At 55.8% G+C, this 16,331-nt stretch carries 14 protein-coding genes; 5 read left to right on the top strand and 9 right to left on the bottom strand.

From position 1 onward, the window contains the following. Window positions 1-41: 41 nt before the first annotated feature. The 5 genes from HNQ64_RS19590 (at window position 42) to HNQ64_RS19570 (ending at window position 5,973) form a co-directional block, all read left to right on the top strand. Window positions 42-479 carry an ExbD/TolR family protein gene (locus HNQ64_RS19590; RefSeq protein ID WP_184211865.1) on the top strand — a complete coding sequence of 146 codons (438 nt, stop codon included), beginning with the start codon at window positions 42-44 and terminating at the stop codon, window positions 477-479. A gap of 4 nt (window positions 480-483) precedes the next feature. Then, window positions 484-951: an ExbD/TolR family protein gene (locus HNQ64_RS19585; protein ID WP_184211863.1), complete on the top strand. Its 468-nt coding sequence runs from the start codon at window positions 484-486 to the stop codon at window positions 949-951. An 80-nt stretch (window positions 952-1,031) separates the two neighbouring features. Continuing rightward, window positions 1,032-2,924: a prenyltransferase/squalene oxidase repeat-containing protein gene (locus tag HNQ64_RS19580; RefSeq protein ID WP_246431137.1), complete on the top strand. Its 1,893-nt coding sequence runs from the start codon at window positions 1,032-1,034 to the stop codon at window positions 2,922-2,924. A 357-nt stretch (window positions 2,925-3,281) separates the two neighbouring features. Then, window positions 3,282-3,539: a 30S ribosomal protein S15 gene (gene rpsO / locus HNQ64_RS19575; protein ID WP_184211861.1), complete on the top strand. Its 258-nt coding sequence runs from the start codon at window positions 3,282-3,284 to the stop codon at window positions 3,537-3,539. Window positions 3,540-3,816: 277 nt separating this feature from the next. Then, complete coding sequence (locus HNQ64_RS19570) at window positions 3,817-5,973, top strand: polyribonucleotide nucleotidyltransferase (protein ID WP_184211859.1); 2,157 nt, start codon at window positions 3,817-3,819, stop codon at window positions 5,971-5,973. A 304-nt stretch (window positions 5,974-6,277) separates the two neighbouring features. Here the strand turns inward: HNQ64_RS19570 and HNQ64_RS19565 are convergent, their stop codons facing one another. The 9 genes from HNQ64_RS19565 to HNQ64_RS19525 form a co-directional block, all read right to left on the bottom strand. Continuing rightward, window positions 6,278-7,543, bottom strand: a complete 1,266-nt coding sequence (locus HNQ64_RS19565) for a glutamate-5-semialdehyde dehydrogenase (protein WP_184211857.1) — start codon at window positions 7,541-7,543, stop codon at window positions 6,278-6,280. A 217-nt stretch (window positions 7,544-7,760) separates the two neighbouring features. Next, on the bottom strand, window positions 7,761-9,848 hold the full coding sequence (gene ftsH, locus HNQ64_RS19560) for an ATP-dependent zinc metalloprotease FtsH (RefSeq protein ID WP_343075909.1): 2,088 nt from the start codon (window positions 9,846-9,848) through the stop codon (window positions 7,761-7,763). Window positions 9,849-9,951: 103 nt separating this feature from the next. After that, window positions 9,952-10,383, bottom strand: coding sequence for a hypothetical protein (locus HNQ64_RS19555; protein WP_184211855.1), 432 nt, complete (start codon window positions 10,381-10,383; stop codon window positions 9,952-9,954). A gap of 84 nt (window positions 10,384-10,467) precedes the next feature. Further along, on the bottom strand, window positions 10,468-11,751 hold the full coding sequence (locus HNQ64_RS19550) for a glucuronyl esterase domain-containing protein (protein ID WP_184211853.1): 1,284 nt from the start codon (window positions 11,749-11,751) through the stop codon (window positions 10,468-10,470). Between the two features lie 431 nt (window positions 11,752-12,182). Then, window positions 12,183-13,427 (bottom strand): polysaccharide pyruvyl transferase family protein, encoded by a 1,245-nt coding sequence (locus HNQ64_RS19545; protein WP_184211851.1) that lies wholly within the window; start codon window positions 13,425-13,427, stop codon window positions 12,183-12,185. A 75-nt stretch (window positions 13,428-13,502) separates the two neighbouring features. Further along, window positions 13,503-14,159 carry a tRNA (adenosine(37)-N6)-threonylcarbamoyltransferase complex dimerization subunit type 1 TsaB gene (tsaB, locus tag HNQ64_RS19540; RefSeq protein WP_184211849.1) on the bottom strand — a complete coding sequence of 219 codons (657 nt, stop codon included), beginning with the start codon at window positions 14,157-14,159 and terminating at the stop codon, window positions 13,503-13,505. After that, window positions 14,156-14,590, bottom strand: coding sequence for a tRNA (adenosine(37)-N6)-threonylcarbamoyltransferase complex ATPase subunit type 1 TsaE (gene tsaE / locus HNQ64_RS19535; RefSeq protein WP_246431136.1), 435 nt, complete (start codon window positions 14,588-14,590; stop codon window positions 14,156-14,158). Before tsaE ends, tsaB begins: the two co-directional genes overlap by 4 nt. Window positions 14,591-14,594: 4 nt before the next feature. After that, entirely contained in the window at window positions 14,595-15,482 is an 888-nt protein-coding gene (gene thiL / locus HNQ64_RS19530; protein WP_184211847.1) for a thiamine-phosphate kinase, read from the bottom strand. Next, complete coding sequence (locus HNQ64_RS19525; protein ID WP_184211845.1) at window positions 15,463-16,314, bottom strand: CPBP family intramembrane glutamic endopeptidase; 852 nt, start codon at window positions 16,312-16,314, stop codon at window positions 15,463-15,465. The genes thiL and HNQ64_RS19525 overlap by 20 nt, the downstream gene beginning before the upstream one ends. Window positions 16,315-16,331: the final 17 nt, after the last annotated feature.

Raw genomic sequence — 16,331 nt, 5'->3', positions numbered from 1 at the left:
GGATTTTTCATTCTGTTGGTTAACCTTAACCTGATACTCTTATGGCTGGAGGAGGAGGCGGTGGAGACGGTGAACCGGAGTTCCAAATTGCTCCGATGATTGACGTGCTGTTGGTGCTGCTCATTTTCTTTATGAGCATCACCTCGGCGCAGGTCTTGAGAATTGACAAAGACATCAAGCTGCCTGTGGCGGCCGATGCGAAGAAGAAGGAGGACAAGAACACCATGTTCGAGGCCGCCATCAACGTTCGCTGGATCGCTGCTCGGCAGGAGTCTAAAATCAAGCTCGACGACCGTGAGATGGAGAATGAGGAGATCGTGAACACGCTCACTCAACGCAAAAACAGCAATCCTACCTACCGGGTCGTCATTCGCGGAGATCGCGATGTGCCTGCGGTGGAGATTCAGAAAGTCATGGCGCTGATTGCCCAGTCGGGCATTGACGACATTTCCTTTTCAGCCCTCAACAAAGATTCCTGATCGCATGGCTCACGGTAAAAAACATCGCGCCCTGGAGGCAGACCAAGCCACCATGGGCTTCCAGATCGCCCCCATGATTGACGTCGTCTTCGTCATCATGCTCTTTTTCATGGTCATGGCTGGTGCTGTGAAAGTGGAGCGTGAACTGAAGACACAACTTCCTGGCCTGGGAACCCCGGCGCTCAGTGATGAAACCACCCCACCGGACGAGATCATGGTGACGGTGGAGGAATCAGGAGTGGTGACTTTGAATGAAGAGGAATTCGATTCCCCCACTGACAAGGCGCTGCCCAATTTCACCAACACACTATTCCGCCTGAAGCAGGAAGCCGACCTTCGCAATGCCAAGGTGATGGTGACCATCCAAGCGGAGGAGCAAGCCCGCTACGAGCGTGTCATTGATGTACTCAACTCCATGGCCAAGGCTAAAATTGGCAATGTGACCTTTACGGTGGGTGGTGAGGATTTTTAATCCACACCTGCTGTCTTAATTCCTCCCCAACTTTCAGTGGCCGCAACCCTGCGCGGCCCCACCTTCGTTCTTTTTCTGTTATGTCTGATACCCCTCCTCCGAATCCGGGTGGCCCCCCTCCGCCCTCGGACCCAGGTGCCACGCAGCCCATGGTTTACCCACCGGGTTACCCGCAGCCGGGCAATCTGGGGTATCCCGTGCAGGGAAACAACTTGGGTTATCCCGTTCAGCCAAATCTTGGCTACCCCGTCCAGCCCGGCATGATGCCGCCGCCACCTGCGGGATACCCCGCGCCTTCGGCCACCTCAGGCCCCGTGCCTGTGGCCGCTGTGGAAGAAGAGCAAGCCGTGGCCCTCCATGCAGCCCCAGGTGAAATGTATCACCCGCCGGCGCTCAACCATTTTGAAACCGTGAAACCACCCAATGCGCTGGTGAAAGCCTGGCGCAAGGTAGGCGGTGGTTCTTTGACCCTCAGCTTGGCTATTCACGCAGGTATCCTCATCGTGGGCGGTGCTATCGTGGTCAGCACGCAGATGATTCAGAAGCAGGTGGACTTCCTGCCTGGTGGCGGCACGCAGCAGGGAGCGCAGGCCTCTGCAGAGATGCAGCACAAGGTGCAGCAGAAGAAGCGGACATCGCTGAACAAGACGATGCCGATGAAGAAGATCGTGAGCACGAGCCAGAACTCGGCCGTGACGCTGCCGGATGCGCCGCCAGATCTGCTGGATGTGCCGGATGTGAGCTCAATGCTGGGAGGCGGAAGCCTGGGCAGTGGAGGCTTTGGCAAAGCAGGAGCTGGTGGTGGCTTTGGCACTGGGATGGGCATGGGCGGGATGCAGGGTTTTGTCAGTCTGCCGCCTTCCATGCAGCAGCGTTGCTCTCCGCAGGAACGTTTAGAAAAACTTCGCCAGAATGGTGGCAATCCTGAGTGTGAACGTGCAGTATCAGCTTCTTTAGAGTGGCTGAAAAGCCAGCAGAACCCTGATGGATCTTGGGGACAAGGCGGGGGTAAACGCAATAAGGCTGCAATGACAGGCCTTGCTCTGCTGTGTTTCCTTGGGCGCTGTGAAACGCCAGACTCTCCCTTTTATGGAGACAATGTCATGCGCGGCATTCTCTTCCTCATCGAGATGTCCAAGACCAATGAGCACGGAGCCATCACAGATGACTTTAAAAGCAACGCCGGTGCGTATGAGCATGGCATCGCCACCTATGCTCTAGGGGAGATGTACACTCTCGCACGTCTGGGCAGCAAGCAACTTCCTGGCATGCGTGAAGCCTTCGAAAAAGGTGTTCAGCTCATCATCAAAACCCAGAACAAAGCGGATGCGAAAAACGGCGAAGGTTCTTGGGATTATTACACCAAAAACATCTCCGAAGGCAAACCCACCTCCTCTCGTGAAGATCTATCGGTGGCAGGTTGGCAATATCAGGCCTTGAAAGCCGCCAAATACACAGGTTTGAAAATCGCGGGTCTTCAAAGCGCGATTGATCGCACCTGTGATTACATCGAGCGGAAGCAAACGAAGGATGGCGGTTATGGTGGCGCTAACCGGGATGCCCACTACAATCAGTGGAGCCTTACCGGGGTCGGGTCCTTGGGGCTACAGACGCTGGGGAAAGGTCGCACAGCCTCCATCAAGAAGGGGATCAAATTCCTGCGTGAGTTCATCACCGCAGAGCCTCTGGATTGGAATAAAAACTGTAATCTCTACTGCTGGTACTATTACACTCAGACCTTCTTCCAAGCAGGCGGCGATGACTGGAAGTTTTACAACGAACAGTTTTTGCCGCAGATCCTGGCCGCTCAACAGCCCGATGGCAGCTTCAAAAAAGGTCGGCCCAACTGGCCAGGCGGTGATGCTGCAGATCCTGTTTACCGCCAAGTGCTCTGCACACTCCAATTGGAAGTGTATTACCGTTATTTAAAAGTCGGTGATCGCGACGAAGAAAGTTTTTTTGATCGTCAATAAAAGGACGAACTTTGATAAAGCTCTGCGTTACCCGACGCAGAGCTTTTTCGTTTTACGACCGAGTGCAGCCCATTTCAGACCGATTTTCAAAAATCTTGTCCGAAAAGCGGCAACGGGGTGGGACGATTGGCGTCTTTTTCGCTTAGTTGCTATTGTAAAGATAGCAGTCATCGCTCTTGCTTTGCCACTCATCCCACTGCGCTCGCCTTTCCTATGGGATAATCTTTTTTGGAAACAGTTTAAGGCTCGTATTCACACGAATTTTCCCTTGCCAATCCTCGCTTTCGTGATTTCTTTCCGGCCCTTTCAACTTCAAACACAACCCGCCTGACAAGGTGTCGGGTTTCACAACTGACCATGAGCGAAGCTACCACAAGCCCCCAAGAATTCAAACTGCACGAAAAAGACACTGGCAGTGCCGACGTGCAGGTCGCAATCTTGACGGCCCGTATCAATGAACTGACGGAGCACCTTACGGTTCATTCCAAAGACCACTCCACGCGCCGCGGCCTTCTAAAGATGGTCGCTCGCCGCCGCAAACTGCTCGACTACCTGAAGCTGACCGCCAATGAGCGTTATCTGAAGCTTCTGAAGAGCCTCAGCCTGCGCCGCTAATAGCCTTTTTTCCAGACGAGGGGTGATGAGAACCATCACCCCTTGTTTTGTGTTAGGGGTTTCAGCGCGCAATTGCCTAGATAGTGTGAGGTGTGCGATTTCACGTGATTTTCACGGAAACGTTTTCCCACCTGCCGTCTCCCATTCGAGAAGACGTGTGCCACAAGACAAGGCACGGATTTTTGCTGGCTGAGCCTTTGATACTCATGGGCTGCGTTTGAACCAAACGCGCTCGCAAACTTTCCCCAAAACAAACAAAGCATAGAACATCGCCACCATGGCTATCCATAAAGTAACTACACCCTGCGGTTCAGGGATCATTGAAATCGAAACAGGCAAGCTCGCTCACCTCGCTGATGGTGCCGTGACCGTCCGCCTGGGTGACACCATCGTCATCGTCACTGCCGTCTCCGCCACGAAGATCAAAGAAGGTCTCGACTTCTTCCCGTTGTCCGTGGAATACAAAGAAAAAGCCTCGGCTGCTGGGAAGTTCCCTGGTGGCTACTTCAAGCGCGAAGGCCGCCCAACAGAGAAGGAAATCCTCACTTGCCGCATGACGGACCGCCCATTGCGCCCGTTGTTCCCGAAAGGTTACTTCTACGAAACTCAGATCGTTGCTCTTTTGCTCAGTGCAGATGGCCAAAACGATTCAGACATCCTCGCCATCAACGGCGCTTCGGCTGCTCTTTGCGTTTCCGACATTCCTTTCGCAGGCCCGATCGGTGCCGTGCGCGTGGGCCGGGTGAATGGTCAGTTCATCGCTAACCCGACCCACAACCAGCGCGAAGACAGCGATCTGGATCTGGTGTACGTCGGCAATAAGACGGATGTGATCATGATCGAAGGTGCTGCTCTGGAAATGCCAGAAAGCGACTTCATCGCCGCCCTCCGCTTTGCGCAGGACAGCATCCAGGGCCTCGTGAAGGCTCAGGAAGAACTGGCTGCCCTGGCTGGCAAGGTGAAGCGTGTGGTGCCTCTGATGCTCGTCAAAGACGAGCTTCTGGAAGTGGCTTATGAAATCGCCGGTGACCGCATCGAAGGCGCTCTTTATCAGCCGAGCAAGATTGCCCGCAGCAAGGCTGTTGGTGCACTCAAAGATGAAGTGGAAGCTGCCATCAAGAGCCGTTTCCCTGAAGCCTCGGGCTTTGAAATCAGCCAAGCTTTCGACTACCTCCAGAAGAAAGCATTCCGCATCTCCATCCTGGACAAAATGAGCCGTTGCGACGGCCGTGCGATCGACCAGATCCGCAACCTTTCTGGCGAAGTCTCTGTCCTCCCCCGCACGCATGGTTCTGCCCTGTTTGCGCGTGGCGAAACTCAGGCTCTCTCCATTGCTACGCTGGCCCCGGCTGACGAAGCGCAGGAAATGGATACCTACGCAGGTGGCCCAGACAGCAAACGTTTCATCCTTCACTACAACTTCCCTCCGTTCTCCGTAGGTGAGTGTGGCCGCTTTGGGGGTCAGAATCGTCGTGAAATCGGCCACGGTGCACTTGCTGAGCGCTCCATTGATGCCGTCATTCCGCCGAAGTCCAAGTTCCCTTACGCGATCCGTGTGAGCAGCGAAGTGATGGCCTCCAACGGCTCCACTTCCATGGCTTCGGTTTGTTCGGGCGTCATGGCTCTCCTTGACGCAGGCGTACCGCTCATCCGCCCTGTGGCAGGTATCTCCGTCGGTCTCGTCACTGAGTTCGAAGGCGACAACATGAAGCGCTACTTAACCATGATGGACATCCTGGGCTCCGAAGATCACTTCGGCGACATGGACTTCAAGCTTTGCGGCACAGACGTGGGTGTGACGGGTTACCAGCTCGACCTCAAGCTTCCTGGCATTCCTCTGAGCATCTTGGAAGAAGCCATCGCTAAGGCCAAGAATGGCCGTAGTGAAGTCCTTCGCGCCATGGCAGATGCCATCAGCGAAGTTCGTCCGCTGAGCCCACATGCTCCTCGCATTGAGATCCTGAAAATCAACCCAGACAAGATCGGTGAACTCATCGGTCCTGGCGGTAAGAACATCAAGGGTATCCAGGCTGAGTCTGGCGCTGAAATCAGCATCGAAGACGACGGCACCATCTACGTTTATGCGACGCGCAAGGAAGGCCTTGAGCGTGCGATCGAGATGATCGGCGGTGTCTCTCAGGAGATCGAACCCGGCAAGATTTACACCGGCAAGATCGTCAGCACGACGAACTTTGGTGCCTTCATGAACCTCGGTGGCAAGAAGGACGGCCTGATTCACGTGAGCGAATTGGCCGACTTCCGTGTGAACCGTGTGGAAGACGTCGTCAAGGTGGGTGACATCGTCACTGCCAAGTGCCTCGGTATTGACGAAAAAGGCCGCGTGAAGATGAGCCGCAAGGCCGCGATGAAGGAGAAGGACGATGCCGCCAAGGCTGAATCCGGTACTGCCGCTGAAGCGGAAGACCTGGGTTAATCTAGGCTGCTGGTTTTAAAACTAGCGACAACTTATCAACGGCAGTCAGGAAACTGACTGCCGTTTTTTGTTACAAGTTGGCGATGCACCGAAGTCCAGCGGAGCGCGGATTTCCAAACCCGCAGATGGGCTGATATGTGAACTGACGTTCGAGCGGTCTGCTGATATTACCGAAATGGATGCTCAGCCGCACTGATCTGGCGTTAGGGCGGTCTTGATGAGCAGTTCATAATCACGCCCGCAGCGACCTGCTGCGGACTCGGAGGTCCGCGCTCCAGAGCCTCCCTCCGTCTGCATGCCTTTACTACCTCACCTGACCGCTGCCATCCACGAGGTACTTATAGCTGCAGAGTTCGGCGAGGCCCATGGGGCCACGGGCATGGAGCTTGTCCGTGCTGATGCCGATCTCTGCGCCAAAGCCGAATTCACCGCCGTCATTGAAGCGTGTGCTGGCATTGTGGAGAACCACGGCACTGTCCACTTCATGCTGGAAACGTTCAGCCACAGCACGATCATTTGTGACGATGCTGTCTGTGTGGTGGCTGCCGTATTGATTGATGTGGTTGATGGCTTCATCCAGACCTGAGACCGTCTTGGCAGAGAGAATGAGATCCAACCACTCGGTGCTCCAGTCTTGCTCAGTCGCAGGGATGTTTGCGATGCCTAACAAACTTTGGGCTTCGGAATCCGCATGGACTTCCACCTGTGCGGCGGCCAGTTTTTGGCCTACCAAAGGGTAGAAGTTGGTGGCGATATCGCGATGGACCAGGATGGTTTCCAGGGCATTGCAGACACCGGGCTTCTGTGTCTTAGCATTCAGGATGATGCTGGCGGCCATCTCTTGATCCGCATCGGAGTGAACGTACACGTGGCAGACACCATCGTAGTGCTTGATGACGGGCATGCGAGCGGTGGCGACGACTTTTTCGATCAAGCCTTTGCCGCCACGTGGGATAATGAGGTCCAGGTATTGATCCATGCGGGCCATGTGCTCCACGCTGGCGCGGTCGGTGAATGGGATGAGCTGGATGCTATCCGCAGGCAGGCCGGCGCGCTCTCCGCCTGCCTGGAGGGCTGCGGCGAGGGCCACATTGGAATGGATGGCTTCACTGCCACCACGTAGAAGGGTAGCATTGCCAGTCTTGAAGCAGAGGCTGGCCGCGTCGGTAGTGACGTTAGGCCGAGATTCAAAGATGATGCCGATGACACCGATGGGGACGCGCTTTTTGGTGATGTGGAGGCCGTTGGGGCGGGTCCAATCTGTGAGTATTTCGCCGACGGGATCGGGCAGGGTGGCTACTTCACGCACCGCCTCAGCAATGGCAGTGAGGCGCTTGGGATCCAGAGTGAGGCGGTCTAACATGGCCTTGGACAAGCCGTTTTCTTCGGCTCGGGCAAGGTCTTTGGCATTCTCTGTGAGGATGGTAGCTTCCCGGGCCTGGATCTCATCGGCCATGGCCAGCAAAATGGCGTTTTTTTGTTCCGTGCTTAGCTTCACCAGTTCGCGTGATGCGGCGCGGGCGCGGCGGCCCATGTCGTGGATGGCAGCTTGGATGTCAGAATCAATCATGAGGGGGCAGGGGCGGAAATCGAAAGGTGCAGAGCCTTGAAAGGGATCATTATCCTGGCATGGAATCCGGGGAATCGCCACGGGAGAATGAGGGCTTTGAAACGATGGCGACTGAGATCATGAGGATGTTCAGAAGCCTTGTAGATAAAACAAAAAAGCGGTGACGCGCTTCACACGTCACCGCTCAAAGGAGAGAAAAATCTTCCTCAAGAATGGATCAGGCGGGGACGCCAGCGAGACCGCCAGGAAGGCCACCGAGGTCTTCTTCATCCTGAGACACGGGACGTGTGTCGGCAGCTTTCGGAAGTGGTGGTGGTGTGGGTGGCTTCGGTTTGTCCTTGGGTGGATTGATCATGTAGCCATGCTGCATGATTTCTTTGATCTGGGATCCATCCAGAGTTTCATACTCCAACAGAGCCGCAGAGATGGCATCCAGCTTATCTTTGTGGTGAAGGAGGATTTCTTTGGCCTTGGCGTAAGCGCTATCAATGAAGTTTTTCACTTCTTCATCAATCTTCTGAGCGGTGGCACCACTGTAGTTGCGGTTACGAGCAAGGTCACGTGCCAGGAAAATAGCCTGTTCACCTTCACCGTATTCAACCATGCCCATTTTATCGCTCATGCCCCAAGCGCAAACCATGTTGCGAGCGATGGCCGTGGCCTGACGGATGTCTCCCATGGCTCCGTTGGTCACGTCGCCAAATTGGATCTCTTCAGCCACACGGCCGCCCATGGCGACGACGAGGTCATCCAGCAGCTCACTTTTGCGGTGGGTGAATTTGTCTTCTTCAGGCAGCCACATGGTGGAACCTAGGGATGGACCACGAGGGATGATGGTGACCTTGTGGAGGGGATCGGTATGCTCCAGCACTTCGATGAGGATGGCGTGGCCAGCTTCATGGTAGGCGGTGTTTTCCTTTTCTTTCTCACTCAGAGCCAGGCTGCGGCGTTCACGGCCCCAACGGACTTTGTCACGGGCCTCTTCCAGCTCAGGCGTACCGATGGACTTGAGGTTTTTGCGGGCTGCCAAGAGGGCGGCTTCGTTGATGACGTTGGCAAGCTCGGCCCCGGAGAAACCAGGAGTTCCGCGAGCCACCTTGGATAAGTCAGCGTTTTCGCTGAGTTTCACGCGCTTGGCATGGACGTTGAGGATTTCCTCACGCCCTTTCACGTCGGGCAGACTGACGGTGACCTGGCGGTCGAAACGACCTGGACGAAGCAGGGCTGGGTCAAGAACGTCTGGACGGTTTGTGGCTGCGATGATGATGATGCCTTCTTGGGTATCAAAGCCATCCATTTCCACCAGGAGGGCGTTCAGGGTCTGCTCACGTTCGTCGTGACCACCCCCCATGCCATGGCCGCGATGACGACCGACGGCATCGATTTCGTCAATGAAGATGAGGCAAGGCGCATTCTTTTTGCCCTGTTCGAACATGTCACGCACACGGCTGGCACCGACACCGACGAACATTTCGACGAAGTCAGAACCGCTGATGCTGAAGAAAGGCACATCCGCCTCACCTGCGATGGCTTTGGCCAGCAGAGTCTTGCCAGTGCCGGGGGAACCCACCATGAGAACGCCCTTGGGGATCTTCCCCCCCAGACGCTGGAAGCGCTTGGGATCTTTGAGGAACTCAACTAGCTCCTGCACTTCTTCTTTGGCTTCTTCGACACCGGCCACATCTTTGAAGGTGACCTTGTTACGATCTTGGGAAAGCATCTTGGCTTTGCTTTTGCCAAAGCTCAATGCACCCCGACCTGCACTTTTGATCTGCTGGCGGACCAAGAAATACAAAAGGAACAAAAGAAGCAAAATGGGCAGCATTGAGACCAGCACCGATCCCCACTGATTGTTCTCATATTTGGGGATGAGGACCAGTCCTTTAGATTTCATGAGAGCCTGCAACTCTTCCTTCTGATATTGAATGCTCACAGGCACTTTAAACTGCACCGAAGTCGCAGGCGTAGCTGGCTTCGCTTCAGGGGTGACCGGTGGCACTGTGGCAGGCTTCGCAGCAGCATCCACGGCAGAGATAAAGGCAAAACCTTCGATGAACTCGGCGGTGGTGGTATCCTGCTGGATCAGGTGAAGATCCTTGCTGCTATCAATCTGGTCCTTTTCGACCATTTCCTTGAAAGCCTTGTAAGAAATCTCTTTGGAGCGGGAGCTTGGATTGCTGGTGACGTACGCGGTGGCCATCAACAAGACAGCCATGGCCAGCAAAAGAAAGCCCCTCCAGTTAAACTGGGGCTCTTGATTGCGCCTATTTGGGCCTTCGTTTTTGGGTGTGGGGTCTTCTGACATGAATTGGAGGGGGAACGAAAAGAATTACGAATGACGAGCATACACGTCACGTCATCTTTTGCAAAAACCGATTCGTCGGGGATTTTTAAGCGATTTAGCAGGCTTACTTCTTCAGCCGATAGGGCGTGCCGCAGTACATGCAGCGAAATCCGCCCGTGCTGAGGATGGCCGCAACGGTCGAAGAGCGGTAGGAAAGTGGGGTGATTTTAAAAGCTTCTGCGTGCTTGTGGCAGCGTTTTTCATGCAGCACGGGGCCATGACAAAGGGTGCAATTGACATGCCGTCCGAGGACGAAGCTGGAGATGCGTCCCAGGGTGAAAAGAACCAGTCCTCCTAGCGCGGACCAGCCCGCCAGGCTGTCTCCAGTGCGCCACATGGCGATGGCAGAGGCGATGAAAATCCCGATGCCAAGCCAGGAAAGGAACAGTAAAAGGGAGACACTGACCAGCCGTCCTGGGCGTGGATGATGACGAGCCCTGCGTGTCTTTGAGCGGACGAGGGGTTGGGGTTCGGCTGCCTGAAAACTGGCCTTCATTCCAATAATTATAAACGATTCCGAAAGATCGGCAAATTAATCGTATCTGAAAGACTTATTTTTCAGGCTGCATTTTCCCGGCAGTCACTTGTTGAAGTGTCTTTTGGCAAATCGCAGATACTGCTCCCAGTCATAGCTGGTGACATCATGCTTCCCTGTGCGGATGTGATAGGCAATGGCATCACCCACGGGGCTATCAATCCCGGGTTGTTCGTTGACCCCGTAGCCTTTTTGGCCAAAAAGGGCATACACAGGCTCTGCATTCAGGCCGGAGAGGAACTCGCCTTTGGGGTCTGCCCAGGTATCCTCCACCGCGCTGGCGATGTAGATGGGACGGGGTGCGGCCAGGGCGATGAGCATGTGTTTGTCAATGGGGCAGGCGGCTTCGTTATTGGCGTAGCTGGTGTATGTTTTGGTGAACCAATGAGGGAAGGCTTTGGTGATGATGGCGGTGGTTTCACCAATATTCCGGCGCATGAGGGCTGCGCCGCCTTCGCCTGAATTGTTAGATATGACGACGCCGAAACGCTGGTCCTGCGCTCCAGTCCAGAGAGAGGTCTTACCCAGGCGCGAATGGCCGATGACGGCGAGCTTTTTGGCGTCAATGCTATCGTCGGTTTCCAGGTAGTCGGCGATGCGACTAAGGCCCCAGGACCAAGCGCCGATGGCACCCCAGTCGCCATTTTTCCATTCGGTGTTCGCCCCGTCTTTGCTCAGGATGGCGCGTAGGCCTTCCTTCCAGCCGTCGGCGTGGTCTGGCTCGATGTCCCCATAGTAGTAGGTGGCAACAGCGAAGCCTTGGCCAATGATCATTTCCAGGGGCCAGCGGCTGCTTTCATTGCCACGGCTGGCTTCGGTGGCACGATTGTCCACGATGTGCTTGTCCTTGCTGGGGCGCATCCAGCGTGTGGAAAGAGGAACGTCTGTTTCTGTGCTGACGGCATGGTTGCCACCGAAACTGGGGCCGACGAAACAAGGGGCGGGCTGGGAAAGGCCATTGGGGATGTAAAGCATCACCTCCATGCCGGCCCAAGTGGGATGCTCTGGCAGGGCGATGTGGATGAGCTTGCGCGTGGCCTTTCCTCCAAGGGCGTCTTTTTTGACCTCGCGGGTTTCAAAGCTCACCCTGCCCCAGTTTGCCGGGGTGCGGCCAAACACGTGCTCCTGGAAAAGAGCCAGCACTTCGGGGCGCCGGGTGTTTGTCCAGCCTTCGGCGGAAGAGATCTTGCTGCCATCCTGCGCGGTCAGCAGGGCGGGCAGGGTGTAGGGCGGGATCTTGGACTCGTCGTAGTTGGCCGTCTTTTGCTGGGCGTTGGCCCAGTCTTCACCGATGAGGATCATGAGGGAGAAAAGGATGCTTTTGCGCATGGGGAAATTCATTGTCACAGGGACGGGGTTGGATGGGCAAGTAAGCAATCGTTGCGAGCAGACGCTTTCCTTCAAGGGCTAGAATGACTGGCGGCTGCCGAGGATTGTCTCGACAGGCGATGGCGTATTGAATACAACGCTGAAATGGAAGAGGACGACATCGAACAGCCTCCCGTTTCGGAACCCACATTGGATGAGGCGAGCGAAACGCAGATCAACCGAATGGCTGGCTGCGCGCGGCTGGGGAAGTGGTTGCTCTATCTGCTTCTAGCTGGGATAGCTATTTTCTTCATGTTCCGAGGGTGCTCCTAGAGATGCATAAAGCGAATGATGGAGTGATTTTAAATCTAGCCGTAGGACCTGCGTAAGCTAAGGTTTTGAGATGAATCCCCGTCAGTTTAAATGGGGCAGGCAGGAGTGCCCGCCTCACTTTACATTTTGCCGACGATCTCCATGGTTAGGCGCTGGCGTTCGTGAACGATGGCTTGGCCTTTGAGGGCTTTGGCTTTGGCGGCAGCGGGATCTTTGGCCATGGCGACGACTGCGGGGACGATGCCGGGGATTTCAGATTCTTCGTCCATGTTGAAGAGCCATTCGCCTAGGCCAAAGTCACGCCACATGAGGCCCTTGCTGGTTTGCTCCGTCCAGCGGCAGACGATGGCCGGGATGCCATTGCCGATGCACATGATGGGGCTGTGCATTTCGGCACCGAAAAGGCCGGCACTTCTCACGTAGGTGCTCAGGGCTTCACCCGTGAGCCAATACGTGGACCGCCAGACGACCTTGGCTTTCACATCCTCGGGCAGCTTGTCGTAGAAGTTCTCTTTGTTGACCTCCATTTGGCTGGAGTCTTCAGGGCAGAGCAGGACCTTCATGTCGGTCTGTTTGACCACCTCAATGATGGCCTGGCGCAGGGGACCCAGGTCGTGCTCTTTCATGGCGTCATTGCGTTTCTGTTTTGTTTCATCGAATTTCACGCCGGGCTTCATTTTCCAATAGGGCGTGAAGCGCAGGCGGCCGATGCAGCAGAGGAATTTGCCTTCTTCCAAGCCATGCTCTTTCAGGAAGGCGAGGGCCTTTTCATCATCGCGCAGATCGGTGGCGAAAGCTCCATCTGGGCCGAACTCAAGGATGGGGCAGGTGCACCCGAGCTTCTTGACAAGGCCTAGAGAAACGGTGTCGCGGAAGAAGGCGAACTGGGCTCCACTGAGAACTGAGATGGTCTTGGCGATGGAGCTTTCGGAGGCGGGTTTGGTGGAGGTGGAGCCCTGGGCTGCGACGGTGATGCCATAGACGCCGTAAGGTTTGCCGGTGGCTTCTTTCCATTTCACCACATCATTTTGGGCGACCAATGAGGGACCGGAACCGTGCAGGAGGAAATCGCATTCTTCGAAGGCCTGCTTGAGGTCTTCTTTCTTGAGAATAACCAATTTTGGGAAACGCTTCATCAGCATTTCGTCCACGCCATTGTCCACCTTGCTGGGCCACAGACGCACCTCGACATGAGGAAGATGTTTTTCCAGGAGGGCGAGGACGCCGGGGGTGTGGGCGATGTCGCCAATGTTTACCGTCTGCCAGGAGGAGCGTAGGATGATGCGCGGAGCACGACCTTGCTGGGCGGCGATGGGGGCTAGCGTGGCGGCAAGGGCTGTGGTAAGGAAGTGGCGGCGGTTCATGCGAAGCCAAGAGTCTGCTGCGGGCACTCTTTGGACAAGATTTTTTCTACCCCCGTCTTCTCTGCCACGAAGGAATCAGATCGGCTGGGCCACGCAGGGGACTTTTTTGCCTGCCTTTTTGGCCGTGGTGATGAAGGCCTCTTGCAAATAAACAGGCTCCAGTGACTGAGCTGCTAAGGTTTTGATCACTTCATCGGGGAGCGTTGAGGCAATCAGGGCCAACTTGCCAGCGTCGGGGGGACACAGTTGGACCTGCGGCAAAGCGAGGGGGGGCTTCGCATCGAAGCTAAACCAATCGCCGCCTGCTTCGACAGCGGCTTGAGCCGCAGCGGCATCCACGATCTCGATGGGGCCTAACGTGGATTGCTTCACGGAGGTGAGATAAAACATGCCGCGCCGGGCATCGCCGATCACATGGTAATCGGCCAGAGGGCCACTGGTGATGGAGGGCCAGCCAAAGACGGGCCATCCGCGTGAAAGAGCGATGCCCTGGGCTGCGGCGATGGCGATGCGCACGCCGGTGTAGGAACCTGGTCCTGTGCCAATGACCATGATGGCAGACTCTGCGCCGATGGCGTCCAAGGCCTGTCCGAGCGGGGCAAAGACCTGGGCATTGTGAGAGCGCTCAGCAGTAAAGGCCGCCTCAAAAAGAATCTCAGTGCCCCGCAGCACAGCAATGACTCCGCGAGTGGAAGAGAGGTCGAGAGCGAGGATGGTGCGAGGGGAGATCATGCGGGGGCGGAATCGCTTTCCTTCACCCGTCTTTCGCCCGTGGGCAAGGAGGTGAAATGAAACCAGCGGGTGTGATCTGGCAGGAGCTCAGGAAATAAATCGGCCCACTCCACGATGACCACGCCAGGTTCATCAAGGAAGTCATCCCAGCCGACGGTGAGGACCTGCTGGGCCGTATCCATGCGATAAAAGTCGAAATGGAAAATGGGCACGCGACCGTCCAGGTATTCATGCACCAGGGTAAAAGTAGGGCTGGTGACATCCGCCCGGGAACTGAATCCGCTGACGATGCCCTTCGTAGCCTGGGTTTTGCCCGCTCCTAGATGACCGCACAGGGCAATGACGGTTCCGGGTTGCAGGGTGCGGGCCAACTCGGCACCCCATTCCAGGGTGGCCTCAGGCGTGGACAAGGTGACTTCGGAATCCATCATGCAATCAGGAACGAAAATGCTGCCAGCCGCCGCTAGGGGCAAGTGGGGCGTCTTGTTTTTCTACCAAATGACCGATGCGGGTGAGCTTCAGTTTGGGGAAAGTTTTTTTCCACGTCTCAAGTTTTTGGGCTGAGGTTTTGGGCGAAATGGCCAGCAGGAGTTCGTAATCTTCTCCATCACCCCAGGCCTGCTGTGGTGTGCATCCTGGGGTGCGAGGCAGGGCTGCTAAGTCCACCTCAAACCCCAGCCCACAAGCGTTGGCGAGGCGGGGTAGGTCTTGAGCAAGGCCATCGCTGATATCCATCATCGCATGCACTTTGAGGTTTTTGGCCAGCCAATGAGCCTCGGCCATGCGTGGGGTAAATTTCAGGTGTTTACCCTGGATGGAGCCACCTAGGCGGCCCGTCACATAGAGGTCATCGCCCACGCGGGCCTGGTTTCTGGAAATCCATTGATGGTTAGGCGCGGTGCCAGTCATGCTCACGGTGAGGATGAGTTGATTTCCTCGGGACGTTTCACCGCCGACGATGTTGATCCCGAAAGACTCCGCCATGGAGCGCAGGCCTGCGTACACTTCTAGGGCCCGTTTCACCGGGATATGAGGCGGTGCGATGAAGGTGATGAGGGCATGGCGCGGAGTGGCGGCCATAGCGGCGAAGTCACTGATCACGCGTGCCATAGCCTTGCGGCCAATGAGCCGGGCAGGAGTGGCCTCCGTGAAATGCACGCCTTCGACGACGGTGTCTGTTTTGAGAACTAGGGCCTCACGACTGCCCTGAACCACGGCACAATCATCCCCCGGACCAGCGATGACACTGGCATCTTGTTTGAGCCCCCGAACAAATTGGCGAATGAGTTCGTCCTCGCCGATGTCAGCCAGGGTTTGCATCATTCAAGTTGGGGGAAAGGATCATGAGCAGGAGACTGCTGCCGTTAAATATGGCATGCATGGTCATAGGCACAGCGAGGCTGCCTGTGCGTTCATAAGCGAAGCAGAAAATCAGGGCCAGTACGCTCAATGGAATGAGGCTGCCGATGTGAAGATGGATGGCGGCAAAAAGCAGTGCGGAGCAAAGCGCGGCAAAGTAACTGTCGGTAAATCGTTTGATCACACCATAAATGAAACCTCGGAAAACGGTTTCTTCGACGATGGGTGCTACGATGACTGCCGCAATGACGAGCATGATTTTGGCCATGGGATCCTTGGAGGTTCGAAAAGCCTCCACGGAGGCTTGTTGTTGAAGCTCTGGCCAAAAGCCCTCCATCCAGGTAGTCACGCCTGCGGATGTCGCCATGACGATCATGAAAGTGGGAATCATCAAGACCAGGGCGTAAGCGCCAATGTGATGCAGCGGCAAGCGACTGAGCCCAAAAATTTCCAGCGGATTCAGGTTGCGAACGGCACGGATGTAAAACAGCAGGACTGCACAGACGAGAAGTTGCAGCACGATGCTCATGAACATGCTGACGGCGTTGAGTTCATCGGCTGTTTCCATCGGCTTTGGCGTGGCGCGCTGAAGACCTATGAGAACCATCAAAGAAAGTGCCCCAACGATGACGGCATCTGAGATCTGGTAGGGGCGTGCATCCACACGACCCTCCCAGTTCCAGGCGGCAGTCGGCCGGGTCTGGCGGATCCATTTATAGGCAGCCACTCCGATAAGCAGCGCTAGCCAAACCAAAAGGGTGACATCGCGTAAAACGCCGATGGTGGGAGCATCCATAAAAAAAGCGTGCGTAA

It is taken from the genome of Prosthecobacter dejongeii (assembly GCF_014203045.1).
GTDB classification, from domain to species: domain Bacteria; phylum Verrucomicrobiota; class Verrucomicrobiia; order Verrucomicrobiales; family Verrucomicrobiaceae; genus Prosthecobacter; species Prosthecobacter dejongeii.
This window is presented reverse-complemented; position numbering and strand designations above follow the sequence as displayed.

What these genes read in the sequence shown, in the direction of transcription:
- HNQ64_RS19590 (WP_184211865.1), top strand. Translation starts at nt 42, where the DNA reads ATGGCTGGAGGAGGAGGCGGTGGAGACGGTGAACCGGAGTTCCAAATT.
- HNQ64_RS19585 (WP_184211863.1), top strand. Translation starts at nt 484, where the DNA reads ATGGCTCACGGTAAAAAACATCGCGCCCTGGAGGCAGACCAAGCCACC.
- HNQ64_RS19580 (WP_246431137.1), top strand. Translation starts at nt 1,032, where the DNA reads ATGTCTGATACCCCTCCTCCGAATCCGGGTGGCCCCCCTCCGCCCTCG.
- rpsO (WP_184211861.1), top strand. Translation starts at nt 3,282, where the DNA reads ATGAGCGAAGCTACCACAAGCCCCCAAGAATTCAAACTGCACGAAAAA.
- HNQ64_RS19570 (WP_184211859.1), top strand. Translation starts at nt 3,817, where the DNA reads ATGGCTATCCATAAAGTAACTACACCCTGCGGTTCAGGGATCATTGAA.
- HNQ64_RS19565 (WP_184211857.1), bottom strand. Translation starts at nt 7,543, where the DNA reads ATGATTGATTCTGACATCCAAGCTGCCATCCACGACATGGGCCGCCGC.
- ftsH (WP_343075909.1), bottom strand. Translation starts at nt 9,848, where the DNA reads ATGTCAGAAGACCCCACACCCAAAAACGAAGGCCCAAATAGGCGCAAT.
- HNQ64_RS19555 (WP_184211855.1), bottom strand. Translation starts at nt 10,383, where the DNA reads ATGAAGGCCAGTTTTCAGGCAGCCGAACCCCAACCCCTCGTCCGCTCA.
- HNQ64_RS19550 (WP_184211853.1), bottom strand. Translation starts at nt 11,751, where the DNA reads ATGCGCAAAAGCATCCTTTTCTCCCTCATGATCCTCATCGGTGAAGAC.
- HNQ64_RS19545 (WP_184211851.1), bottom strand. Translation starts at nt 13,427, where the DNA reads ATGAACCGCCGCCACTTCCTTACCACAGCCCTTGCCGCCACGCTAGCC.
- tsaB (WP_184211849.1), bottom strand. Translation starts at nt 14,159, where the DNA reads ATGATCTCCCCTCGCACCATCCTCGCTCTCGACCTCTCTTCCACTCGC.
- tsaE (WP_246431136.1), bottom strand. Translation starts at nt 14,590, where the DNA reads ATGATGGATTCCGAAGTCACCTTGTCCACGCCTGAGGCCACCCTGGAA.
- thiL (WP_184211847.1), bottom strand. Translation starts at nt 15,482, where the DNA reads ATGATGCAAACCCTGGCTGACATCGGCGAGGACGAACTCATTCGCCAA.
- HNQ64_RS19525 (WP_184211845.1), bottom strand. Translation starts at nt 16,314, where the DNA reads ATGGATGCTCCCACCATCGGCGTTTTACGCGATGTCACCCTTTTGGTT.